General features: G+C 64.6%; 20 protein-coding genes. 10 read left to right on the top strand and 10 right to left on the bottom strand.

What is annotated here, in order from left to right:
• Window positions 1-106: 106 nt before the first annotated feature.
• From BCO18175_RS15705 to BCO18175_RS15675, 7 genes are read left to right on the top strand one after another with little or no spacing between them, the layout of a single operon-like run.
• Window positions 107-1,048: a LysR substrate-binding domain-containing protein gene (locus BCO18175_RS15705; RefSeq protein WP_174982206.1), complete on the top strand. Its 942-nt coding sequence runs from the start codon at window positions 107-109 to the stop codon at window positions 1,046-1,048.
• 33 nt (window positions 1,049-1,081) lie between these two features.
• Window positions 1,082-2,020: an FAS1-like dehydratase domain-containing protein gene (locus BCO18175_RS15700; protein WP_254608087.1), complete on the top strand. Its 939-nt coding sequence runs from the start codon at window positions 1,082-1,084 to the stop codon at window positions 2,018-2,020.
• A 12-nt stretch (window positions 2,021-2,032) separates the two neighbouring features.
• Window positions 2,033-3,193 carry an acyl-CoA dehydrogenase family protein gene (locus BCO18175_RS15695; protein WP_438820499.1) on the top strand — a complete coding sequence of 387 codons (1,161 nt, stop codon included), beginning with the start codon at window positions 2,033-2,035 and terminating at the stop codon, window positions 3,191-3,193.
• A 9-nt stretch (window positions 3,194-3,202) separates the two neighbouring features.
• Complete coding sequence (locus BCO18175_RS15690; protein ID WP_174982204.1) at window positions 3,203-4,381, top strand: CaiB/BaiF CoA transferase family protein; 1,179 nt, start codon at window positions 3,203-3,205, stop codon at window positions 4,379-4,381.
• Window positions 4,382-4,405: 24 nt separating this feature from the next.
• Window positions 4,406-5,782: an MmgE/PrpD family protein gene (locus tag BCO18175_RS15685; protein WP_174982202.1), complete on the top strand. Its 1,377-nt coding sequence runs from the start codon at window positions 4,406-4,408 to the stop codon at window positions 5,780-5,782.
• Window positions 5,775-6,602: an HpcH/HpaI aldolase/citrate lyase family protein gene (locus BCO18175_RS15680; RefSeq protein ID WP_174982200.1), complete on the top strand. Its 828-nt coding sequence runs from the start codon at window positions 5,775-5,777 to the stop codon at window positions 6,600-6,602. The genes BCO18175_RS15685 and BCO18175_RS15680 overlap by 8 nt, the downstream gene beginning before the upstream one ends.
• A 19-nt stretch (window positions 6,603-6,621) precedes the next feature.
• Window positions 6,622-8,100, top strand: coding sequence for an aldehyde dehydrogenase (locus tag BCO18175_RS15675; RefSeq protein WP_174982198.1), 1,479 nt, complete (start codon window positions 6,622-6,624; stop codon window positions 8,098-8,100).
• A gap of 171 nt (window positions 8,101-8,271) precedes the next feature.
• Here the strand turns inward: BCO18175_RS15675 and BCO18175_RS15670 are convergent, their stop codons facing one another.
• The 10 genes from BCO18175_RS15670 to BCO18175_RS15625 all read right to left on the bottom strand — a co-directional run bounded on the left by BCO18175_RS15670 (window position 8,272) and on the right by BCO18175_RS15625 (window position 19,209).
• Entirely contained in the window at window positions 8,272-8,658 is a 387-nt protein-coding gene (locus tag BCO18175_RS15670; RefSeq protein ID WP_174982196.1) for a PaaI family thioesterase, read from the bottom strand.
• Between the two features lie 273 nt (window positions 8,659-8,931).
• Window positions 8,932-9,381 carry a VOC family protein gene (locus tag BCO18175_RS15665; RefSeq protein ID WP_174982194.1) on the bottom strand — a complete coding sequence of 150 codons (450 nt, stop codon included), beginning with the start codon at window positions 9,379-9,381 and terminating at the stop codon, window positions 8,932-8,934.
• Between the two features lie 80 nt (window positions 9,382-9,461).
• Window positions 9,462-10,268: an NAD(P)H-dependent oxidoreductase gene (locus BCO18175_RS15660; protein ID WP_174982192.1), complete on the bottom strand. Its 807-nt coding sequence runs from the start codon at window positions 10,266-10,268 to the stop codon at window positions 9,462-9,464.
• Window positions 10,269-10,575: 307 nt separating this feature from the next.
• The gene (locus tag BCO18175_RS15655) at window positions 10,576-11,301 is read right to left on the bottom strand and encodes an ABC transporter ATP-binding protein (protein WP_174982190.1); all 726 of its coding nucleotides are present in this window, start codon (window positions 11,299-11,301) and stop codon (window positions 10,576-10,578) included.
• A gap of 19 nt (window positions 11,302-11,320) precedes the next feature.
• Window positions 11,321-12,106, bottom strand: coding sequence for an ABC transporter ATP-binding protein (locus tag BCO18175_RS15650; RefSeq protein ID WP_254608095.1), 786 nt, complete (start codon window positions 12,104-12,106; stop codon window positions 11,321-11,323).
• A 104-nt stretch (window positions 12,107-12,210) separates the two neighbouring features.
• Window positions 12,211-13,488: a high-affinity branched-chain amino acid ABC transporter permease LivM gene (livM, locus tag BCO18175_RS15645; RefSeq protein WP_174982188.1), complete on the bottom strand. Its 1,278-nt coding sequence runs from the start codon at window positions 13,486-13,488 to the stop codon at window positions 12,211-12,213.
• The gene (locus BCO18175_RS15640) at window positions 13,488-14,417 is read right to left on the bottom strand and encodes a branched-chain amino acid ABC transporter permease (RefSeq protein WP_438820500.1); all 930 of its coding nucleotides are present in this window, start codon (window positions 14,415-14,417) and stop codon (window positions 13,488-13,490) included. The genes livM and BCO18175_RS15640 overlap by 1 nt, the downstream gene beginning before the upstream one ends.
• Before the next feature lie 75 nt (window positions 14,418-14,492).
• Window positions 14,493-15,581, bottom strand: coding sequence for a branched-chain amino acid ABC transporter substrate-binding protein (locus BCO18175_RS15635; RefSeq protein WP_254608086.1), 1,089 nt, complete (start codon window positions 15,579-15,581; stop codon window positions 14,493-14,495).
• A 454-nt stretch (window positions 15,582-16,035) separates the two neighbouring features.
• Window positions 16,036-18,021 carry a gamma-glutamyltransferase family protein gene (locus BCO18175_RS15630; RefSeq protein WP_174982183.1) on the bottom strand — a complete coding sequence of 662 codons (1,986 nt, stop codon included), beginning with the start codon at window positions 18,019-18,021 and terminating at the stop codon, window positions 16,036-16,038.
• Between the two features lie 231 nt (window positions 18,022-18,252).
• The gene (locus BCO18175_RS15625) at window positions 18,253-19,209 is read right to left on the bottom strand and encodes a LysR family transcriptional regulator (protein ID WP_174982181.1); all 957 of its coding nucleotides are present in this window, start codon (window positions 19,207-19,209) and stop codon (window positions 18,253-18,255) included.
• Between the two features lie 102 nt (window positions 19,210-19,311).
• Between BCO18175_RS15625 and BCO18175_RS15620 the strand changes: the two genes are divergently transcribed.
• From BCO18175_RS15620 to BCO18175_RS15610, 3 genes are all read left to right on the top strand, one after another.
• On the top strand, window positions 19,312-20,436 hold the full coding sequence (locus BCO18175_RS15620) for an aryl-sulfate sulfotransferase (RefSeq protein ID WP_174982179.1): 1,125 nt from the start codon (window positions 19,312-19,314) through the stop codon (window positions 20,434-20,436).
• A gap of 57 nt (window positions 20,437-20,493) precedes the next feature.
• Window positions 20,494-21,855 carry a uracil-xanthine permease family protein gene (locus BCO18175_RS15615; protein ID WP_174982177.1) on the top strand — a complete coding sequence of 454 codons (1,362 nt, stop codon included), beginning with the start codon at window positions 20,494-20,496 and terminating at the stop codon, window positions 21,853-21,855.
• Window positions 21,856-22,192: 337 nt separating this feature from the next.
• Entirely contained in the window at window positions 22,193-23,131 is a 939-nt protein-coding gene (locus BCO18175_RS15610; RefSeq protein WP_174982175.1) for a tyrosine-type recombinase/integrase, read from the top strand.

Genomic DNA, 23,131 nt, shown 5'->3' with positions numbered 1-23,131 from the left:
GCGGATTCACGTGAAATATAAGCCCGTAGATGGAATCCTTACTTTTGCGGATTTTTTCATGTTGCTATGATTCGCTCATCGGCACGCCAAAGCCAGGAGGCAAATCATGGGAATGCATTTCGATCTGGTCGATCTCCGCCTGATGAGCGCCATCGCGGAAACGAACAGCCTGACACGCGGCGCCGAGCGCTCCTGCATGTCGGTACCCGCCGCCAGCACGCGCATCAAGAATCTCGAAGAGAGCATGGGCTCGAAGCTGCTGTTCCGGACGAGCCAGGGCGTGACGCTCACCCCGCCCGGGCAGGCGTTCCTGCATCATGCGCGGCTCGTGCTGTCGCAACTCGAACACTTGCGCGGCGACATGCAGGAATACGCGCGCGGTATCAAGGGTCATATTCGATTGTTCGCCAATACCACCGCGACCACCGAGTTCCTGCCGAACGACCTGCGCGACTTTCTTGCAACCCACCCGGACGTCAATATCGGTCTGAAGGAACGACTGAGCCACGATATCGTCCGCGCGATCAGCGAAGGGTGGGCGGACGTCGGCATCGTGGCGGGCGATGTCAGGACCGAATCGTTGATGACGCTGCCCTATCGCAGGGACAAGCTGATCCTCGCCGTCCATCCGTCGCATCCGCTGGCCGACCGCCAATCGATCCCGTTCGCGGAAACCACCGGCTTCGACTTCATCGGGCTCCCGGAAGCGAGCGCGATCCATACCTTCCTCAATCGCGTCGTCAACGATCTCCACAAGACCCTTCAGGTGCGGATCGAAGTGGGCAATTTCGAGGCACTGTGCCGAATGGTCGAGGCGAACGTGGGGATCGGCGTGCTGCCATTCTCTTCGGCGGCACGTTATGCGCGGCTCATGAACGTCAAGCTCGTATCGATCGAGGACGACTGGGCGACCCGCAATCTGCTGATCTGCATCCGCAGCCTCGACCTGTTGCCGTCGTTCGCGCGCGAACTGGTCGATCAGCTCACCGGCAAGGCCCAGGACGACGACCATCTCCACGATGCCGGCCAGGTTGCCGTGACACCTTAAACGCCACTTAAAGCCCCGTTTCCGAAGCACAAATTGTCGCCGGCAGTCCGGTGCGTCACGCTAGCAGCAACGACGCATCTTTGGAAAACCGACGACATGTCCGCAGAATTCGACAACCTTCGCAACTGGATCGGGCGCACGCAATCCGAACGCGAAACCGTCTCGCCTCGACTCGTCGCGCAGCTCGCCGCGCTGCTCGATCACGAAGCAACGCTCGAGCCGGGCGATGCGCTTCCGCCGCTCTGGCACTGGGCGCTCTTTCCCGCCATTGCCCACCAGTCGCACGTTGGCGTCGACGGGCATCCCACGCGCGGCGGGTTCCTGCCGCCCGTGCCGTTGCCGCGCCGCATGTGGGCCGGCAGCCGGGTGCAATTCGAACGTCCGGTTCGAATCGGCCACGACGTCACCCGGACGTCGCAAATCGTCGACGTCGGCGCAAAGGAAGGACGCAGCGGGCCGCTGGTGTTCGTTCGTGTCCGCCATCAGCTCGAAGATCTCGAAGGCACGCTGCTGTCTGAAGAGCAGGACATCGTCTACCGCGATGCGCCCCGGGCAACGAGCTCGCCGGACAGTGGAATCGACGCGCCCAGCGACGGCACCTGGCGGCGCTTGGTCGTGCCCGATCCCGTGCTGCTGTTCCGCTATTCAGCCGTGACCTACAACGGCCACCGGATCCACTACGACCGTCCGTACGCGACCGAGCAGGAAGGGTATCCCGCACTGGTTGTCCATGGGCCGCTGACCGCCACGCTGCTCATCGATCTCGTGCACCGCAACCTGCCGCGCGCAAACATCGCCGGATTTTCTTTCAAGGCAGTCGGCCCGCTCTTCGACAACGAACCGTTCTACGTGTGCGCGACCCACGACCCGGTGTCGCCCGAGATTCGCATCTGGGCGGAAAGCGCCCGCGGCCGGCTATGCGTCGATGGACGCGTGACGCTGACCGAAGCCCATCCCGCCACAGGAAACTAAGAGGAGATTCACGTGTTGGATATCGCCGCACCGCACCAGGAGATTCGCGAGGCCATCCGCGATCTGTGTTCGAACTTCCCGCCGGAATATTTCCGCAGGATCGACGAGGAACGCGCGTACCCGGAGGCCTTCGTCCAGGCGCTGACCGATGCTGGCTGGCTTGCCGCGCTGATTCCGCAGGAATACGGCGGATCCGGTCTCGGGCTGACCGAGGCATCGGTGATCATGGAGGAGATCAACCGCAGCGGCGGCAACTCGGGGGCCTGCCACGGACAGATGTACAACATGGGCACGCTGCTGCGCCACGGCTCGGCCGAGCAGAAATCGAAGTATCTGCCGCAGATCGCCAGCGGCAAGCTCCGGTTGCAATCGATGGGCGTGACCGAACCCACGACCGGCACCGACACGACGAAGCTGAAGACGACGGCCATACGCAAGGGCAACCGCTACGTCGTCAACGGGCAGAAGGTCTGGATCTCGCGCGTCCAGCATTCCGATCTGATGATTCTGCTGGCTCGCACGACCCCGGTCGACCAGGTCGCGAAGAAATCCGAAGGCATGTCGATTTTCCTCGTCGATCTTCGCGAAGCGATCGGCAACGGCATGACGGTGCGCCCGATACCGAACATGGTGAATCACGAGACGAACGAGTTGTTCTTCGACAACCTCGAGATTCCCGCGGAAAACCTGATCGGCGAAGAAGGCAAGGGCTTCAAGTACATCCTCGACGGCCTGAACGCCGAACGGACGCTGATCGCGGCCGAATGCATCGGTGACGGGTACTGGTTCCTCGACAAGGTCTCGAAGTACGTGAAGGAACGCGTCGTGTTCGGCCGGCCGATCGGTCAGAACCAGGGCGTGCAGTTCCCGATCGCGCGAGCCTACGTGAATGTCGAAGCCGCCAGCCTGATGCGCTACAAGGCGTGCGAACTGTTCGACGCGAAACAGCCGGCCGGCGCACAGGCCAACATGGCCAAACTGCTGGCAGCCGACGCATCGTGGGAAGCAGCGAACGCGTGCCTGCAATTCCACGGCGGGTTCGGCTTCGCGAACGAGTACGACGTCGAGCGCAAGTTCCGCGAGACGCGCCTGTATCAGGTCGCCCCGATCTCGACCAACCTGATCCTGTCGTACGTCGCCGAGCATCTGCTCGGTCTGCCGCGATCTTTCTAGGAGCGCGCCATGAAACCCCTGACCGGCATCAAGGTCGTCACGCTGGAGCACGCGATCGCGGCGCCTTTTTGCACCCGCCAGCTCGCCGATCTCGGCGCGCGCGTCATCAAGGTCGAGCGTCCTGGCGTGGGCGATTTCGCACGAGCCTATGACGAGCGCGTCAACGGCGAAGCATCGCACTTCGTCTGGTGCAACCGTTCCAAGGAAAGCCTGACGCTCGACGTGAAGGCACCGGATGCCAACGCTGTACTCGGAAAACTGCTTGCCGACGCCGACGTGCTCGTGCAAAACCTCGCACCCGGCGCCGCAGCGCGCCTCGGCCTGTCCTACGACGCGCTGCGTGCGGCGCATCCCGGGTTGATCGTCTGCAACATCTCGGGCTATGGGCCGGACGGCCCGTATCGCGACAAGAAGGCCTACGACCTGCTGATCCAGAGCGAATCCGGTTTTCTGTCCGTCACGGGCGGCCCCGATTCGCCGGCAAAGGCCGGCTGTTCGATCGCCGACATCGCCGCCGGCATGTACGCCTATACGAACATCCTGGCCGCACTGCTCGAGCGATCGAAGACCGGGCGCGGCAGGCAGATCGACGTCTCGATGCTCGAAAGCATGGTCGAATGGATGAACTATCCGATGTACTACGCATTCGACGGCGCATCGCCGCCCCCTCGGGCAGGCGCGGCACACGCCACGATCTATCCGTACGGCCCCTTCCCGGCCGGAGACGGCAAGTCGGTGATGCTCGGCCTGCAGAACGAGCGTGAATGGGCCGCATTCTGCGAGCACGTCCTTCATGTACCGCAACTGGCGGCAGATCCTCGCTTCAACTCGAATGCGAAGCGCGTGGCGTCACGCGATGCGCTGTGCGCGATCATCGTCGATGCATTCTCGACGCTCACTGCGGCCGAAGTCGTCGATCGACTCGACACCGCGCAGATTGCCAATGCCCGCATGAACGAGATGGCCGACGTCTGGGCGCATCCGCAGCTGCGCGCGCGCAACCGGTGGGTCGAAGTCGATTCCCCGGCCGGCCACATCCCGGCACTCCTTCCGCCCGGCGTCGATCGCGCGGAAGACGTTCGCATGGATGCCGTTCCCGCCCTGGGGCAGCACACCGACGCGCTTCTCCACGAACTCGGTTTCACCGACGCAGACGTTCGCAGATGGCGCGACGCGCGCGTGATCTAACCCGCAACCGCAAGCGACTCGAACATGACCCATACCCAGACCCTCGCGAACTTCGCGGCACACCTCCGCTTCGACCAGATTCCCGTCGACGTGATTCGCCGCACCGAAGACCTTTTCCTCGACTGGTACGGCTCGGCACTCGCGGGCCGCGGCGCCCGCCCGGTGGAAACCATCCACACGCTCGCTTTCGCGTTCGGGCCCGCGTCCGGACCGTGCGAAGTGCTGATATCGCGGCGCACGACAAGCCCGCTGTTCGCTGCGATGGTCAATGCCGCCGCGTCGCATTTCGCCGAGCAGGACGACCTCCACAACAGTTCGGTGCTGCATCCGGCCACGGTCGTCTTTCCCGCCGCCCTGGCCGTCGCGCAATCACTCGGGCGCAGCGGGCAAGCGTTCCTGACCGCATGCATCGCGGGCTACGAAGTCGGCGTGCGGGTCGGCGAATTCCTTGGCCGCTCCCACTACAAGACGTTTCATACCACCGGTACCGTCGGCACGCTTGCCGCCGCCGCGGCAGTCGGCCACTTGCTGAACCTCGACGGCAATCAAATGCTGCACGCGTTCGGCTCGGCCGGTACGCAGGCAGCGGGGCTGTGGCAATTCCTCAAGGATGCGGCGGACTCGAAGCAGCTGCATACGGCGAAGGCGGCGGCAAACGGCCTTTTCGCAGCCTATCTCGCGGCGGACGGCTTCACCGGCGCGGCAGACATTCTCGAAGGCGAGAAGGGGATGGGGGCCGGGATGTCGGACCAGACGTACCCGGACAAGCTGGTCGATCGCCTCGGCACACGCTGGGCACTGGCCGAAACCTCGTTCAAGTACCACGCATCGTGCCGGCACACCCACCCTGCCGCCGACGCGTTGCTGCAAGTCATCGAGCGCAATGCGCTGAAGCCGGACGATATCGAAAGCGTGGTCACGCATGTTCACCAGGCCGCAATAGATGTGCTCGGTCCGGTCGTGAGCCCGCGAACGATCCACCAGGCGAAGTTCTCGATGGGGACGGTGCTCGGCCTCGTATCGGCCTACGGTCATGCCGGCGTGCGCGAGTTCGACGCCCATTACGCATCGCCCGACATCGCGCGCCTGCGCGACAAGGTCCGAATGGAGCTCGACCCGGAAGTCGACTCCGCCTATCCGGCGCGCTGGATCGGCAAAGTGACTGTCACGACGAAGGACGGCCGCACCCTGGAAGGCCGCGTCGACGATCCGAAGGGCGACCCCGGCAATACGTTGTCGCGTGCCGAACTGGAACACAAGGTTCGCACGCTCGCGCTGTATGCCGACGCGGCAACCGAAGCCGAAGTTACCGAATCGATCGGGAAGATCTGGGCCATCGCTGACGCCACGGTCGTTCCGTCACTGCTCGCCTCACGAAACCCGGAGAATCGACATGTCTGAGCTCGCCCCCCGTTCCTATCTGTTTGTTCCCGGTAACCGCCCGGATCGCTTCGCGAAGGCCGCCGCCTCGGGCGTCGACGTCGTGGTGATCGACCTCGAAGATGCGGTGCCGCCCGCGGAAAAGAAGGTCGCACGCGCCGCGCTTGCCGAGTGGCTGGCATCCAGCGACACACCGGTGGCCGTGCGTATCAACGACGTCAACAGCGAATGGTTCCGCGAGGATATCGCGCTGTGCCGCGCACCGTCCGTCAAGACGGTCATGCTGCCGAAGACCGAACGCATCGACGACATCTTCCTCTGCGAATTCGCCGGCAAGCCGACCGACGTGCTGCCGATGATCGAAACGGCGCAGGGTTTCCGCAACGTGGTCGCCATCGCGCAGCACCGGCTGACGACTCGCCTCGTGTTCGGCAACATCGACTTCCAGCTCGATCTGTCGATCGACGGCGACGACGAGCAGTTGCTGTACTTCCGGTCGCATATCGTGCTGGCGTCCCGCCTCGGCAACCTGCTGCCGCCCGTCGACGGTGTGAGCCTCGCACTGGATGATCCCGCGCAGATCGAACGCGACACGCTTCGCGCGAAGCGCCTTGGCTTCGGCGCCAAGCTCTGCATTCACCCGAAGCAGGTCCAGGCAGTCAATGCCGCGTTCCTGCCGACGGAAAGAGAGATCGAATGGGCGCGCAAGGTCGTCGATACCGCCTCCGCATCGCACGGCGCAGCCGTCGCGGTCGACGGACGCATGGTCGACCGCCCCGTCATTCTCAAGGCACAGGAAATTCTCGCGGAATCGCAACGGCGTGCGGTGGCCGCGTCCTAACCGAATGGAGACAGGAACGATGGAACGCTTTGAAATGGTCATCGACGGACACAACTGTCCGTCGTCATCCGGCGAATGGTTCGAGACCGAGAATCCATATACCGGCGAACCGTGGGCAATGGTCGCGAAAGGCACCGCCGCCGATGTCGATCGCGCAGTCCAGGCCGCGCACACGGCCTTCACGTCCGGCCCGTGGGCGCAAATGACGCCGAGCCAGCGCGGCCAGCTGCTGCATCGCGTCGGCGACCTGATCGCACTCGACGCGAAACGGCTCGCCGAGCTCGAGGTGCGCGACAACGGCAAGCTGATGGCCGAAATGCATGGCCAGTGCCAGTACCTCCCGCAGTGGTATTACTACTTCGGCGGCCTGGCCGACAAGATCCAGGGCTCGGTGATTCCGCTCGATAAAAAGGGCTACTTCAATTTCACGCGCAACGAGCCGCTCGGTGTCGTCGCCGCAATCACACCGTGGAACTCGCCGCTGCTGCTCGCCACGTGGAAGATCGCACCGGCGCTCGCGGCGGGCTGCACGGTCGTGATCAAGCCGTCCGAGTTCACATCGGTGTCGACGATCGAGTTCGCGAAGCTGTTCGAGGAAGCCGGCTTTCCGCCTGGCGTGGTGAACGTGGTTACCGGGTTCGGTGCGGACGTCGGTGCGGCGCTCGTCGAGCATCCTCTCGTCAAGAAGATCACGTTCACGGGCGCCGATTCGACCGGGCGCGCGATCAACGAAGCCGCGGCACGGCAGTTCAAGCATGTGAGCCTCGAGCTCGGCGGCAAGTCGCCGAACATCGTCTTCGAGGATGCGGATCTCGACGACGCGGTGAATGGCGCCGTTTCAGGGATCTTCGCGGCAATGGGGCAGACCTGCATCGCCGGCTCGCGCCTGCTGGTCCAGGAAAGCATCTACGACTCGTTCGTCGAGCGCCTGCTGGCCCTCGCCCGCACCGCGAAGATGGGCGATCCCGCATCGCTCGAGACGCAGGTCGGGCCGGTGACGACCCGTCCGCAATACAAGAAGGTGCTCGCGTACATCGACATCGCGAAGGAAGAAGGCGCGAAGCTGCTGCTCGGTGGCAAGCCCGGCAGTGACCACGCGTGCGGCAACGGCTGGTTCGTCGAACCGACGATTTTCGGCGACGTGCGCAACGACATGCGGATCGCGCAGGAGGAAGTGTTCGGCCCGATCCTGTCGATCATCAGGTTCAAGGATGAAGACGACGCGGTGCGCATCGCGAACGACGTTCGCTTCGGGCTGGGCTCGGGTGTCTGGACCAAGGACATCGGCCGCTCGCTGCGCGTCGCGGAACGCATCCAGGCGGGCATGGTGTGGGTCAACAGCTATCGCGCGGTGAGCTACATGTCGCCGTTCGGCGGGTACAAGGATTCCGGGCTCGGGCGCGAGAACGGCATCGATGCGATTCGCGAGTACCTGCAGACGAAGAGTGTGTGGATCAATACCGGCGTGAAGACAGCCAATCCGTTCGTCATGCGGTAATGCCACGGGGCGGGCGGGGCGCCCGCCCCGCCTCGGAAAAGAGCCGGCACCATTCCCCTTTCCCCCCGCCGCCTGCTTCGCGCCGGGCCCGTGACGCCATGTCGGAACAGCGCACTTCCGTTTCCGCTGCCCGGCTTCCAGGCAATCGAATCGCCCCATCTCTCCGGCAAGCTATCGCGTGTACTTGAACGTCCCCTGTGCGGTAGCGATCAGGATGCGACCGTCAACCCATGCCTCGCCTCGGCAAAAGTAAATCGATTTGCCTTTGCGCTCGAGCATGCCCTTGGCCGTGACCTGCTGCCCGATGCCCCGATCCAGGTAGTTGATCGTCAAGGACAGCGTGAAGCCGTGAACCGTTTCGCCCGAGTCGCTGTACAGCCCGGCATAACCACAGGCCGCATCCAGCAGCGTCGCGACGGCGCCGCCCTGCAACACGCGTTGCCGGTTCAGATGCGTCGCGCTGATCGGCATCGCGATCTCCGCAAATCCGTCTTGCCATTCGGTCAAGGTCGCACCCAACGCTTCGAGAAACGGATTATCGAGTTCGTGGCGGATCATCGGATCACTCCATGCGTGAGGTACGCGCGCTACCTTGGTGAGTCGCGGTGGAAAGGGAAATCGGAGGGGATACGTTCTGACAGGGTAACGACTTTCGAACACGTCGCCGCATTTCCTGATAGTACAAAAAAAACGTGCAGCCTGTCGGGCGGCACAAAGGACGACTGTCTCCGTTCCGTGCCGATTGATTCCAGCACCGATCGGATGGCCCCATCGTCGTAGCCAGGAGCACAAGTGCGCGCGGGTCGGCACGCGACACCGAACGGCCGTGTCCTACTCTTTTCGTGCGCGAACCTGAAGATTGACGCCGGCGCCCGCTTTCGCCGTATCGAAGTACGTGAAACCGCTGCCGTCCGGCAACCGCCCGCGACCGAGTACCTCGATGCCCGCCCCGGTTGCAACGGCTTCCGCTGCGTCGACGTCCGGAACCGCAAACCCGAGATGGAACACGCCTTCACCGTGGCTTTCCAGAAAGCGCTTCTGCGGTGTGTCGCCGTCACCCGGTTCGCAGAGCTGGAACTGGACGTTGTCGACGTTCGCGAACTTGTACTTCAGCTTCAGAAAGGCGTCGCGATCGTAGCCGTCGAGCTTGAACCCATCGAGAGGCGGGAAATCCGTCCACGGGCCGATACCGGCGGATTCGTAATACGCGGTGGCCGCATTCATGTCGCGAACAACGATACAGACGTGATGCAGCTTCCGGAAAATGTCGGGTTTGCTCATGGCGACACCAGTCGAAATATGAAAGGAAAGCAGGTGGGGTAATGCGACGGGCATGCTTCCCGTCACACCCGTCCATCCATTCAGCCGAATCTGGCGACGTTCGGTGTCGTGAATTGGTCCGCCGCCGCTTCCCGGCTCTGTCCGGCGCCCGGGTTCCACTGGAAGCCCGACCGGGCGATCACGCCCGGCTTCAGGCGTTGGTCGGTACCGTAGTCCTCGAACGGATGGAAGTACAGCGACGGCGTCTGTTCGAGCGTTCGCAGCCGTTCTTCGTACGACGCCAGATACGCCGCCCGCTCCTCGGCCGACACGCGCGCCGGCATCCACGACACGTGCGGCGGCAGCACGTCGAAACCCAGGTACTTGAAGATCCCGTTATGGATCGGCCACAGCAGGTGGTTGATGTCGCCGTCGACGCCATCCGGTTCGTACAGGCTCGACGCCGTACCCGTCGTGGTCGAGATCATCGCCTTGCGCCCCTTGAACATGCCGGTATCGTATTTGCGCCCGGTCGCGTATGCGAAGCCGCGCGTCATCACGCGATCGACCCAGCCTTTCAGGATCGCCGGCATGCCGAACCACCACATCGGGTACTGGAAAATGATCAGGTCCGACCACAGCACCTTCTCTTGCTCGGCGGCCACATCCGGCGTCGGCTGCGACGTCGCGAACATGTGCTCCTGCTCGGCTGACAGGTCCAGGTAATCGGGATTCGCACGCGGGCCGGTGAAATCATCCAGGCCGAGATCCGGCCGCCATTTCATCTGATACAGATCCGACACGCGGACCTCGTGTCCGAGCGCGGTCAGCGTCGCGACAGCCTTGTCCTTCAACGCACCATTGAACGACTTCGGTTCGGGATGGGCAAAGACGATCAACACCTTCATGTTCTCACTCCGTCAAGATCGATCGGGACACCTGTCCGACATGAACACCGGAGCGCCGTCGCTCCGATCTGTTGGAGTGAATTCTGAACCGGTTCTCGGCGGCCGTCTTGTGACAGAGCGGTAACTTTTTGCGGAATTTTGCACAGTTACGCGGCGCAACCCAAGGCATGTTGATTACAGAGCGTGGATTCATCTGGATTGGCGATATCCGGCCGAACGGAGTCGCGCACAGTCGACGGGGCGGCCGGTACGCCGCGTCGCCCTGCCGATCGACCGGCACCGGCGCCGCTGGCACCGGTGCGATCAGTCACGCCGCGTCGAGCTGCGCTGTATCGCCCTCCAGATATGCCGCGCGCACGGCCGGATCCGCCAGCAACGAAGGCCCGTCCCCTTCGAGCGCGATGTGCCCGTGTTGAAGGACGTACCCCCGATGGGCGACTCGCAGTGCATGATGGGCATTCTGCTCAACGAGCAAAATCGTCATGCCATATTGCGTGTTGAGTTCGCGGATCACCGAGAAGATCTTCTTGATGTAGATCGGTGCCAGGCCAAGCGACGGCTCGTCGAGCAGCAACAACCGCGGATGGGACATCAACGCCCGTGCGATCGCCAGCATCTGCTGTTCGCCGCCGGACAACGTTCCGGCACGTTGGGATGCCCGGTTGCCGAGAATCGGGAACATTCCGACCATTCGCTCGATGTCCTGCGACGTCTGCCGCTCCCGGGACGTATCTCCCATCAGCAGGTTCTCCATCACCGTCATGCGCTGAAAAATACGCCGCCCCTCCGGGACGATCGCGATATCGAATTTCGCAATCTCGTGCGACGGCCGCCTGGTGATGTCGCGTCCTTCGAACACGATCGAACCGCCGCTCGCGCGTGGATAGCCAAAGATCGCGTTCATCAGCGTCGACTTGCCGGCGCCGTTCGCACCGATCAACGTGACGATCTCTCCTTCGTTCACGTCGACGTTGACGTGATGCAATGCCTGCACGCTGCCATAGTGCGCGGACAATTCCGAAATCTTGAGCATGAAAGAATTCCTCGCGTAGTCAGGCCTGCTGGTCCGATGTTTCGCTTTCCTCTTCGCCGAGGTAAGCGGCAATCACGTCAGGATTGGCCTTCACCTCGGCAGGGCCACCCTCGGCAATCTTCTTGCCGTGGTTGAGCACGACGATGTGATCGGAAACCTTCATGACCACGCTCATGTCGTGCTCGATGAGCAGCACGCCGATACCCCTGTCCCGGGCAAGAGACGAAAGCAGCGCGGTCAACGCTGCGGACTCGCGCGGATTCAACCCAGCCGCGGGTTCGTCGAGGCAAAGCAGAATCGGATCGGCGCACATCGCGCGAGCAATCTCGATGCGGCGCTGAACACCATATGGCATGTCGCCCGCCGGCTTGTCGGCAAGGTCCCGCAGGTTGAGTCGCTCGAGCCATTCCATTGCCTTCGCAACCGCATCGCGGCTGGCCGCGCGATATCCGCGCAGGTTCAGCGCACCGGAAATCGAGAAACGCGACGCCTTCTGGAGCGCGTTGTGCTGGGCGATCATCAGGTTCTCCAGCACGGTCATGCGCGGAAAGAGCCGGATGTTCTGAAAGGTCCGCACCACCTGCCCGACACGCGCAACGTCCGCGTTTCGCATCGCATCCAGACGCAACTTCCCGCGTGCGGGATGCGTCAGCACGATTGCACCCGACGTTGGTTTGTAAAAGCCGGTCAGGCAGTTGAAGAACGTCGTCTTGCCTGCGCCATTCGGACCGATGACCGAGGTCACCTCGCCGGCACGCGCGGTCATCGACATGTTTTCGATCGCGCGAAGCCCGCCGAACTGCATCACGACGTTTTCGACGTGCAGTAGCGGTCCGCGTTCACCACGGGACTCGCTCCGCCCCAATCCGGCAGGAGCGCTTTCAAGAATCAGCGGCGTCATCGGATCCATCACTTGCCCTCCGCAGGTGCCGTAATCGTTGCGCGACGATGACTGATCAGCCCGCCGGGCCGCACGATCATGATCAATACCATCGCAAGACCGAACAACAGCATTCGATATTCAGAGAAGTCGCGCCCGAGCTCAGGAAGGACGACGAGCACGGCAGCCGCGAACACGACGCCAAGCTGGCTGCCCATGCCGCCAAGGACGACGATCGCAAGAATCGTGGCCGATTCCGAGAACGTGAAGCTCTCCGGAGAGATGAAGCCCTGGCGCGCGGCAAAGAACACCCCGGCAAATCCGGCGAGCATCGCTCCGATCGCGAATGCGGACAACTTGATGTTCGTTACGTTGAGCCCCATCGCCTTGCAGGCAATCTCGTCCTCCCTGATTGCTTCCCATGCCCGACCGACAGGCAGCCGGCGCAGGCGGGAAACGAACAGGTTCGTCAGCAGCGCCATCCCGAGGATCAGGTAGTAGAGAAACACGATCCGTTGCTGCGGGGAGTATTCGATGCCGAACAGGCTCGAGAAGGTCGGACCGTCCGCCGACGCCTGCATCGGCAGTCCGAAGAACGTCGGCTTCGGAATCGAAGAGACACCGTTCGGTCCACCGGTAACGTCACCCCAGTTGATCAAGATGAGCCGGATGATCTCGCCAAAGCCGAGCGTGACGATCGCGAGATAGTCGCCTCGCAACCGCAGCGTCGGATAGCCGAGGATCATCCCGAAAGCCGCGGCGAGGCCGCCCGCGATCGGCAGGACTTCCCAGAATCCGAGGCCGAAATGGGTCGACAGCAATCCGTACGAATAAGCCCCGACCGCATAGAACGCGACGTATCCCAGATCGAGCAGGCCTGCGAGGCCGACGACCACGTTCAGCCCCCAGCCGAGCATCACGTAGATCAGCACCGTCGTCGCCGTATCGACCACGTAGCGATTGCCGGAGAACATCGCCGGCAACACGATCGCGAATGCAACGGCAAACGCCCCGATCCACGTCAGTCTCGAAGCGGACGCCGTCGCCTGCTTGCCCTTCTGGACGCGACGCTTCCGGACAATCGCGACATATTCCAGCAGACACTGCAGTGCCATGCGCCCGACAAACGCGGCGACCACGAACGCACCGAGCAACGGCCAACGGGTCTGCACCTGAAGACCGCCCGAGCCATCGTGAGTCGTCAGCCCGAGCATCGGCAGTCCGACAACTGCAGCGACAATCGCTGCACCCAGCGCATCGCGAACGCGAAACGGAAGATTGACTTGCTTGGACATCGTCGTACTCATCAGACTTTCTCCACCTCTGGGCGGCCGAGCAGCCCGGACGGCCGGAACATCAGGAACACGATCAGAATCACGAACGTCGCCACGTCCTTGTATTCGGGCGACAGATAGGCAGACCAGAACGCCTCGATCAGGCCGATGATGACCCCGCCCAGCATGGCGCCGGGGATCGAGCCAATACCGCCGAGCACCGCCGCCGTGAATGCCTTGATGCCGGCAATGAAGCCGATCGAGAAGTCGACGACGCCGTAATAGAGCGTGACCATCACGCCGGCGACAGCGGCAAGTCCGGCGCCGATCATGAACGTCACCGAAATGATGCGATCCGCGTCGTAACCCAGGAAGCGCGTCATGCGCTGATCCTGTTCGCACGCGCGCTGCTGTCTGCCGAACGAAGTCTTGTGGATGAACAACGTGAATGCGCCCATCAGCGCAATCGTCACGATGACGATCAGGATCTGGATGTTCGACAGATAGACATCGTGACCCGCGCCGCCCATCGGTATGTTGATTCCGCCCGTAACGACAGGCTGAACCGACTTCACGCGTGCACCCTGCGTGAGTTGCACCATGTTCTGCAGGAAGATCGACAGGCCGATCGACGAAATCAGCGGCGCGAGACGATTCGAGCCGCGCAGCGGACGGTAGCCGACCCGCTCGACCGTCCACCCGAACGCGGACGTCAGTACGATCGCGACAATCAGCGTCATGCCGATCGCGAGCACCACCGAGGAAACGCCGCCCGAACCGAGCAGCGTAAGGCACGTCACGGCAATGAACGCGCTCACCATGTAGATGTCTCCGTGAGCGAAGTTGATCATGCCGATGATGCCGTAGACCATCGTATAGCCGATTGCGATCAGACCGTATATCGCCCCCAGGGTCAAACCGTTGATCAGCTGCTGTAACGCCTGACTCATAGCTTCTCCGATACATCTCGTTGCAGCGCGACGGCCCGCCCGGTGCGACCCGCCGCGCCCCTCATGCGATATGCGTTGCAGCCCGCATCACTTGACGTAGTCGTAGCTGTTGCCGTTCCATCTGTAGACGACGTAGCCCGGATTCTTCAGGTCTCCCTTCGAATCGAACTTCAGCTGACCGACGACGGTATCGAACGTACCGTCACGGAGTTGCTTCACGACCGCCGCGTAGTCGGTGCTCTTCGCACGCTTCGCGGCATCTGCGTATGCCTGCATGGCCGCGTACGAATAGAGCATGTAGCCCTCGGGTTCGATCTTTTGCGCGCGGAAGGCAGCGACGACCTTCGATGCGGCCGCGCTCTTGCGCGGATCGGGCGGGAACGTGAACAGCACCTTGTTGATCTGCGGGCCTGCGGCATTGACCAGCTCGTTGTTGCTGAGCGTGTCGCCGCCGATCACCGTCAGATCGAGGCCGGCTTGAGCGGCCTGACGCAGGATCAGCGCAACCTCCTGGTAGTAGCCGCCGTAGGCCAGAACCTGCACACCGGCGACCTTCATCTTGCTGATCAACCCGGAGTAATCGCGCTCGCCAGCCGTGATGGACTGACGCAATGCGACAGGCGTCTGCTTTGCCGCGAGCCCTTTCGCGATTTCGTCGGCCAGGCCGCCACCGTACGCGGTCTTGTCGTCGATGACGGCAATCTTCTTGCCTTTGAAGTGGTCCGCGATATAGGCGGCCGTGACGGCGCCTTGTTGATCGTCGCGCCCGGTAATGCGGAACAAGCCCTTGATTCCGCGCTCGGTGATCTTCGGATTCGTCGAGACGGTAATCTCGGGAATCTGTGCGTCGTTGTATACGTCGGATGCCGGTAACGTCGAACTGGAACACCAGTGGCCGTTGACGAATGCGACCTTCTTGTTGACGAAGTCGTTGGCGACCGACACCGCCTGCTTCGGATCGCATACGTCGTCGCCGACGATCAGGTTCAGTTGCTGGCCCAGAACGCCGCCGGCCGCATTGATGTCCTTTACCGCCTGCTCGGCGCCCTTCCTGAACTGCTCGCCACCCGATGCGTACTCGCCCGTCATCGGTCCGGCGACTGCAACGTTGAGACTCGCGCTTGCCGATGCGGCATACAGCAGCGCCACCCCGCCGACGCCGATTGCCGCACTCATCCCATTCAATATTTTCCGGCCATTCATAACCATCTCCAAAGAGCAGGCTTCGATGTGGGGCATGCCTTGGTCATTGGCCGCCACCGTCGTGAGACACCCGTGCCAGGCACGAGTGAACGAAGGTTGCCTACGCCAAAAACGGCTCGGAATTTGATTGTGCGAAACCGGGGGTTAGCGGCTGTCTAAATGTGCAGCCTTCCAGCCGCGATGCGCGGAACGGCGCAGAGTTCCGGCCACGGAACCCGGTGAACCGATATGTTCGAGGGTTGACCCCTATGCCGGGATATTCGGCGCGTCGAGCCGGAAAGCCGGCTCGATCCTGCTGAGCAGCAGGTTCTTCGATAACGTCCGCCCGCCTGCATGCCCATCGAGTTCGGCACTCGGGCGCGGTCGCATAAAGCAACACGGCCCCGACTGCCGTTCGGCAGTTCGGGGCCGTGTGCGTCCTGCCGGGTTACGGCCGGAACGTATCGCCGAGCACGACGCCTTCACGCCGCGGATCGGTGCCGCCCTGCAACGCGGGCGACTGGCCGACCGTCACGCGCATCACCGTGTTGACGCCGCTCGCCTGCGCGGACGTCGACACCTTGTGCCCGAGCGCGAGCAGCCCCGTGATCAGCGGATCGTTCGCCCCGTTGTTCGCGGTGTTGACGTTCGGATGCTCGCCGCCGATCGTGGTCGTCGGGCTGTTGCTCGCGCCGAAGTCGACGAGCCCGGCGGACTGTTGCGCATCGAGGCCCCAGTCGAGCGCGCCGACGAGCGTCTTGACCACGTATTGCGGGATCGTGCCGCCGCCCGGCGAACCGGTCGCCATCACGAAATCGCCGCGCGAACCGTCCGCGGCCTGCCCGAACACGATCGTCGGCGCCATCGAACTGCGCGGCCGCTTGCCCGGTTGCAGACGGTTGGCCACCGGATTGCCGGCGCTATCGACCGGGTTCGCGGAAAAATCGGTCAACTGGTTGTTCAGCAGGAAACCATTGGTCATGTGGAACGAGCCCATGCTCGACTCGACCGTGGTCGTCGCGCTCAGCACGTTGCCGTCGCCGTCGACGATCGTGAACTGGTTCGTGCCGTGCTCGATCAGCGTCGTATCGACGCCGAGCGGCACCGCGCCGAGATTGCCGGGCTGTGCGGTGCCCATGCTCTTGGTCGGGTCGATCAGCGCCGCGCGCGACTTCAGGTACGGCTTGTTCAGCAGCGTATTCCACGTGCCGCCCGGCAGCGGCACGAAATCCGTATCGGCCACGTACTTGTCGCGGTCGGCATACGCAAGCCGTTCGGCTTCGGTGACGAGGTGCACGCCCGCGACGGTCGGCTTGCCGCCTTCGAGATCGATCGCCGTCGGCTTCAGCGACTTCAGGTCGTAATTCTCGAGAATGCCGAGCGCGGACGCGACCGCGATGCCGCCCGACGACGGCGGCGGCATTCCGCATACCCAGTAGCTGCGATAGGTCGTGCACACGGGATCGCGGCGCTTCGCCTGGTACGCGGCCAGATCCGCGACGGTCGTCTTGCCCGGCGTGAGCGTCGAGCCGTCCGCGCCCTTCGTCGTCGCGATCTTCGCGACGATGTCCTGCGCGATCTGCCCCGTGTACAGCGCGTTCGCGCCCGACTGCGCCATCAGCGTCAGCGTGCGCGCATACGCAGGATTCTTCAGCACGGTGCCGAGCGTCTTCGGCGAACCGTCGGCGTTCAGGAAATACGCGGCGGCCTCGGGGTCGCGCTTCAGGTTCGCGGCGTTCGCCGCGATCGCGTCGGCGAGCCGGCCACCGATCGGGAAACCGTTGGTCGCGAGCGTGATCGCATCGCCGAACAGGTTCTGCCACGGCAGCCGGCCGTGATCCTGCTGCAGCGCCTCGATGAGCCTCGGCACGCCGATCGTGCCGATCGAGCGGCCGCTCGCCCGTGCGTTCGGCAGCGGCGCGGATTGGTTGGTCGCATCGTCGACGTAGCGCAGGTAGTTCTCCGTCGCGGCGGCCGGCGCGGTTTCCCGGCCGTCGTACGCCTGCAGCGTCTTGCCGCGCGCATCGTAGTAGAGCAGCACGCCGCCCGACCCGAGGCCCGTCGCTTCGGGCACGGTCAGGCCGAGCACGGCCTGCACGGCGACCGCCGCGTCGGCGGCCGTGCCGCCTTTCTTCAGCACCGCGCAACCGGCCGCGCTCGCGTATGCGTTCGACGTGGCGACCAGATAGGTCTTCGCGTAGACCGGCTTCATCCCGGTGCGATAGCCCGACGACGCTTCCGGCAGCGACGGGTCGCCCGGCTGGTTCGAGCCCACCACGACCGTCGCGCCGCTGTTGTCGACCGCGAGACAGCTCGCATCGGTGGAAGGTGTCGGCGTGCGGCCCGCTTCGTTCTCGACGTCGCCGCCGCATGCCGTCAACAGGGCGGCCGCGAGCAACGCGGACGCATACGGAAAAATCGCTGTTCTGTTCATTGTCTGCCGATGTTCTTGTAGGTCGTTGCGATGGACATCACGCTGCCTGCGACCCCCTCGGTGCGCCGGCAACGCGTTTGATAGTCCCATGAACAAAATTTTTTCCGCAATAAGGAAATGACGTAATCCGGCCGGACGTTGCGTACGCAACGTCGCCGGTCACGCATATGGGTTCGCGTGTTGCACTGCATCGCAGTGCGATGCGCTTGCGCGGCGGAGGTCGTTACGTCGTTAAGTTGGTGCCCGACGGCGCTTGCCGGCTGGCCGGCCGTCGCGCGCGAAATCGCTCTCCATCGCTTCGATCGCCTCCGAGAAGAATTCGAGAAACATCGTCATCGCGACGGTCGCGCTCATGTCCGCCCGCTGGTAGATGCAGCTGAACGAGCGGGCGCCTGCATCGGCAAGCGGCGTCCACGCGAGCCGGCCGGCGGCCACGTCTTCCGCGACGTTCTCGGCGATCAGGAAGCCGACGCCCGCGCCTTCGGCCGCGAGGCGCCGCACCATCGGCACCGAACCCGTCTCGACCAGCGGCCGCACGTTGCGCGGCTGGCGCGCATCGATCTGGTCGAACATCGCACGCAGCTCCGTGTCGGGTGTCATCAGGATCAGCGGATGCGCAAGGCAGTCGCGCATCCGCACCTTGCCGCCGGACGCCGCGAGCGGATGGCCGGGCGCCGTGACGACACCCAGCGGCTGAGCGAACGCGCGCACCTCGACGACGCCCGCCGACGTGCGCCGGCGCAGCGCATAGCCGATGTCGGCCTCGCCCGTCTCGACCCAGCGCACGATGCTCTCGCCGTTTCCCGAGCGCACGCTGTACGTGACGCCCGGATAGCGCTGCATCGCGGCGAGGATCGCGTCCGGCACGAGCTTTTCAGCGGTCGAGGCGGGCACCGCCAGGTTCACGTGGCCGCGCCGCAGCGCGCGCAGGTCCTCGACCTGCGTCAGCGCGTTGTCGAAGTCGCGCTGGCCGCGCCGTACGGCCGCGATCACGATCTCGCCGGCCAGCGTCAACTGCATGCCGCGCGGCAGCCGGTCGAACAGCGGCACGCCGACCTGCTCCTCGAGATTGCGGATCTGCTGGTGCACCGCCGCAGCGGTCAGGTGCAGCGCGTCGGCCGCCTTGCGAATCGAGCCGCGTCTCGCGACTTCGTCGAAACAGCGGAATGTCTGCGATATGGAACGCATGAAGGGTCCGTTAGATTTTTCCGAACAGGCCGTCAAGAATAATCCGATTTTACTGACCGTCCGGATCGTCTAGATTCCGCTGCATCCCCGTGTCCGATTCGAATGGAGACCGCAGTGACAACCGTCGACCAGATTACCCAGCGCCGCCGTGGCGTCGGCCTCATCGCCCACGATCCTGCCCTGTCCGCGGGCGGCTATACGCTCATCGCGCCGCAGACGGCCGACGGCAACGTCTATCTCGTCGGCATCGACGGCGAAGTCGCCCATCAGTGGAAGATGCCCGTGCGCCCCGGCCGCCATGCGGTCATCCTCGCGAACGGCAACCTCGGCTACAACGGCAATCATCCGCAATCCGAATCGCGCTATGCGCCGTGGTCGATGTGGCATGGCGGCGACTTCTACGAAGTCACGCCGCAAGGCGAAACCGTGTGGCGCTACGAGGATCCCGCGCACCACCACGACGCGCAGTGGCTGCCGAACGGTAACCTGCTCTATGCCGCGTGCGAACCGGTCGACGTCGCGTTCGCGCGGCGCGTGCCGGGCGGCACGCCGCACGGCGACGACGAGGTGATGTTCGCGGACGTGATCCGCGAAGTGAACCGGGCCGGGCAGATCGTCTGGGAATGGCATGCGCGCGACCATCTTCGACCCGAGGATTTCCCGATCGCGGCCGGCTTCGGCCGCTACCACTGGCCGCTCGTCAACGGCCTCGCGGTCGACGCGAACGGCCGCGTGCTGATGAGCCTGCGCACGACGTCGGGCATCATCGGCGTGGACCGCGCAACCGGCCGCGTCGACCTGCGGATCGGGCCCGACGTCGTGTCGCACCAGCATGCGCCGGTGCCGCTCGCGAACGGCAACATCCTCGCATTCGACAACGGCAATTTCCGCCACGGCGCGCACGTCGTGTTCTCGCGCGTCGTCGAGATCGATCCCGCGACGCAGCGCGTCGTGTGGTCGTATGCGGACGACGTCGTGAACCTGTTCTACACGCCGTTCATGGGCAACGCACAGCGCTTGCCGAACGGCAACACGCACGTCACCGAATCGTCGACGGGCCGGCTGTTCGAAGTGACGCCCGCCGGCGAGGTCGTCTGGGAATACGTGATTCCATGGTTCGCCGAATACCCGGACGAAGCCGCGCGCAAGACCGGCCCCGGGCAGCTCAACAGCGTGTTCCAGACGTTCCGCTACAGCGCCGCGCAACTGCCCTGGCTGCGGGACTGACCGTCCGTTCACGCCGGTTTCCGGCGCTCGTCGCCGTTCGCTTCGAAGGGGCCTGCCGTGTCGCACGATCCGATCTCAACGCCCGTCGACGCACGGCTGCCCGCCTGGCAGCTCGCGCTGTTCGGGCTGCAGCACGTGTTGTCGATGGCCGCGTCCCCGATCACGGCCGTGTTCCTGATCGCCAAAATGCTCGCGTTGCCGGCGGACCTGACGGTCCAGCTGATCGGCGCGACGTTCTTCGCGTGCGGAATCGGCACGCTGCTGCAATCGCTCGGCGCCGGCCCGATCGGCGCGCGCATGTCGTTCGTGATGGTGCCCGGTGGCGCACCGACGATGCTGTTCGCCGGCATCGCCGCGCAATCGGGCCTGCCGACCGCAGCCGGCGCGGCGCTGCTCGCCAGCGCGTTCTACTGGGTGCTGCTGCCCGTCTTCACGCGCTGCCTGCGGCTTTTTCCGCGCATCGTCGTCGGCGCGATGCTGCTGCTCGTATCGGTCAACCTGATCCGGATCTACGCGACGATCGTCGTCGGCCAGCCCGGTTCGGCCGACTTCGCCCAGCCGCGCGCGCTCGGTCTCGCGCTGGCGACGATCATCGCCACGGTCGTCGTCGCGGGTGCGTTCCGCGGCACACTCGGGCGCCTCGCGGTGCTGATCGGCCTGATGGCCGGCGCGACGCTCGGCTGGGCGCTCGATGCGATGCCGGCGCTCGCCGACGTGTGGCGCGGCCCGCTGTTCACGCATCCGGTATGGCTGCCGTTCGGGATGCCGCGCTTCGACGTGCTGGCCGCGCTGCCGCTACTGATCTTCACCGCGATCTCGATGGCCGAGGCCACCGCGCAGACAGTCGCCGTCGGTGAAACGTGCGGCAAGGCGATCTCGCTGTCGCGCGACGTGCCGAAGACGATACGCGGCGATGCGCTGGCGTCGCTGGCCGGTGCGCTGTTCGGCACGCCGCTGATCGTGACCAGCGCCGAGAATATCGGCGTCGTGCAGACGACCGGCGTGCGCTCGCGCTACGTGACGGCTGCCGCCGGCGCGATCCTGATCGTTATTGCGCTGTTTGCACCGCTCGCACGGCTCGCGTATGCGATTCCGGCCGCCGTGGTCGGCGGCACCGCGCTGGTCGTGTTCGCGATGATCGGCGTGATGGGCATCCGGCTGCTCGCCGGCGTCGACCTGCATGCACGCGCCAACCAGTACACGCTCGCGGCCGCGCTCGTCGTCGGCCTTGCGCCGATCCTGGTGCCGAACCTGTATCGCCATTTCGGTGCGCCGGTGCAGATCGTGCTCGGCAACGGCATGGCGGCCGGCACGCTCGCAGCCATCGCGACGCAACTGGCGTTCGCTGCATTGGCGCGGCTGAGCGGACAGGTGGGCACGGCAGCGGTTGCGGGTTCGTCGCCTTCGCGCGACGCTTGATGGTGATGGCGGGCAACGGTGCGTGTTGCCGTGTGCCTGCGATATCGCGCTCCCGCGCAGCCGGTTGATTTGCGATCGCCGGCCTGTCGCCCGGCTTCATCGCGCAGCGGAACGGGTTCATGCCGGTCAGCCACGGATGGATCGCGATGCGGGTGTCGAAGCAGTGGTTCGGTGTGCCGGACGCGTTCCGCTTCTTCTTCGCGTTGCTGTTCGCTTACTGGGCGATTCGCCACGACGGCATCGGCGACGCGCGACCGCACACTGACGCACCGGTTGCGCCGGGCCCCTGGCCATCCGAACGATTGCCGGAGCCGCCGCGTTCCGGCTATAAACGTGCATGGACACGAATCGCTGGATTCACGACCCCGTCGGCGCCTTCCGTGCGTGGCAGGAAACCACCGCGACCGGCGCCGACCGCCGGCCGTTCGCGCCGCGATCGGTCGTGCAGCACGTCGCGATGTTCGAACGGTTCCTGCGTTACCTGATCGCACAGCGCGTGTCGCTGGCCACGTTCGGGCCCGACCACGTCGCGGCCTTCCTGGCGGAACTCGAGCGCACCTGCGCGCCCGGCACGTCGACCCGCGTGCGCTACGCGAAACTGATCGACCGGCTGGGGCGGCATCTGATCGAGGCCGGCGTGCGCACGATCCATCCGGCTGGCCGGACGACGCGCGATCTCGCATGGCCGGACGGTGAGCCTGAGCCGTGCTATCTGCCGCCCGATGCCGACGCGGCGCTGCAGCGCCATGTGCAGCCTCGAGCGGGCGACACGCCGGCCGACTGCCGGAATCGCGCGATCGTCGCGCTGCTGCTCGCAAGCGGCATCACGTCGGCCGAGATACGCGCGACGACCTGTGACGCACCCGATCTCGATGCGCGGCCGCCTGCGCTATCCGTGCCGCGCGATCGCGCACGGCCGGCGCGCCGGATCGTGCTCGCCGAATTTGCGCTGGCGCCGCTCGCCGCCTGGTGCGCGCGCTCGGCAGACGCGCCGGCATCCGCGTTGCTGTTTCCCGCGCCGCGCGGCGGTGGCGCGATGAACGCCATGTTCCTGCTGCTCGTGGTGCGCGACGCGCTGACCGCGATCGGCTTCCACGCGGCGGACATGAGCCCGCGCGTGCTGCGCAATACGTATGCGCGCCGCCAGTTGCTTGCCGGCCATCCGCATGCCGACGTCAGTGCAATGCTCGGCCTCGTCAGTACACGAACGGTCACGCGCATCCGGCAGACGCTGCCGCCCGGTGCAGCCGCGGATCGCGCCGCACACGAGCGCTGA

Source organism: Burkholderia lata, assembly GCF_902499335.1.
In the GTDB taxonomy this organism is placed as follows: domain Bacteria; phylum Pseudomonadota; class Gammaproteobacteria; order Burkholderiales; family Burkholderiaceae; genus Burkholderia; species Burkholderia lata_B.
This window is presented reverse-complemented; position numbering and strand designations above follow the sequence as displayed.

Coding starts and splice junctions, on each gene's coding strand:
- BCO18175_RS15705 (WP_174982206.1), top strand. CDS start 107: ATGGGAATGCATTTCGATCTGGTCGATCTCCGCCTGATGAGCGCCATC.
- BCO18175_RS15690 (WP_174982204.1), top strand. CDS start 3,203: ATGAAACCCCTGACCGGCATCAAGGTCGTCACGCTGGAGCACGCGATC.
- BCO18175_RS15685 (WP_174982202.1), top strand. CDS start 4,406: ATGACCCATACCCAGACCCTCGCGAACTTCGCGGCACACCTCCGCTTC.
- BCO18175_RS15680 (WP_174982200.1), top strand. CDS start 5,775: ATGTCTGAGCTCGCCCCCCGTTCCTATCTGTTTGTTCCCGGTAACCGC.
- BCO18175_RS15675 (WP_174982198.1), top strand. CDS start 6,622: ATGGAACGCTTTGAAATGGTCATCGACGGACACAACTGTCCGTCGTCA.
- BCO18175_RS15670 (WP_174982196.1), bottom strand. CDS start 8,658: ATGATCCGCCACGAACTCGATAATCCGTTTCTCGAAGCGTTGGGTGCG.
- BCO18175_RS15665 (WP_174982194.1), bottom strand. CDS start 9,381: ATGAGCAAACCCGACATTTTCCGGAAGCTGCATCACGTCTGTATCGTT.
- BCO18175_RS15660 (WP_174982192.1), bottom strand. CDS start 10,268: ATGAAGGTGTTGATCGTCTTTGCCCATCCCGAACCGAAGTCGTTCAAT.
- BCO18175_RS15655 (WP_174982190.1), bottom strand. CDS start 11,301: ATGCTCAAGATTTCGGAATTGTCCGCGCACTATGGCAGCGTGCAGGCA.
- BCO18175_RS15650 (WP_254608095.1), bottom strand. CDS start 12,106: ATGCAGTTCGGCGGGCTTCGCGCGATCGAAAACATGTCGATGACCGCG.
- livM (WP_174982188.1), bottom strand. CDS start 13,488: ATGAGTACGACGATGTCCAAGCAAGTCAATCTTCCGTTTCGCGTTCGC.
- BCO18175_RS15635 (WP_254608086.1), bottom strand. CDS start 15,581: ATGAGTGCGGCAATCGGCGTCGGCGGGGTGGCGCTGCTGTATGCCGCA.
- BCO18175_RS15630 (WP_174982183.1), bottom strand. CDS start 18,021: ATGAACAGAACAGCGATTTTTCCGTATGCGTCCGCGTTGCTCGCGGCC.
- BCO18175_RS15625 (WP_174982181.1), bottom strand. CDS start 19,209: ATGCGTTCCATATCGCAGACATTCCGCTGTTTCGACGAAGTCGCGAGA.
- BCO18175_RS15620 (WP_174982179.1), top strand. CDS start 19,312: ATGGAGACCGCAGTGACAACCGTCGACCAGATTACCCAGCGCCGCCGT.
- BCO18175_RS15610 (WP_174982175.1), top strand. CDS start 22,193: ATGGACACGAATCGCTGGATTCACGACCCCGTCGGCGCCTTCCGTGCG.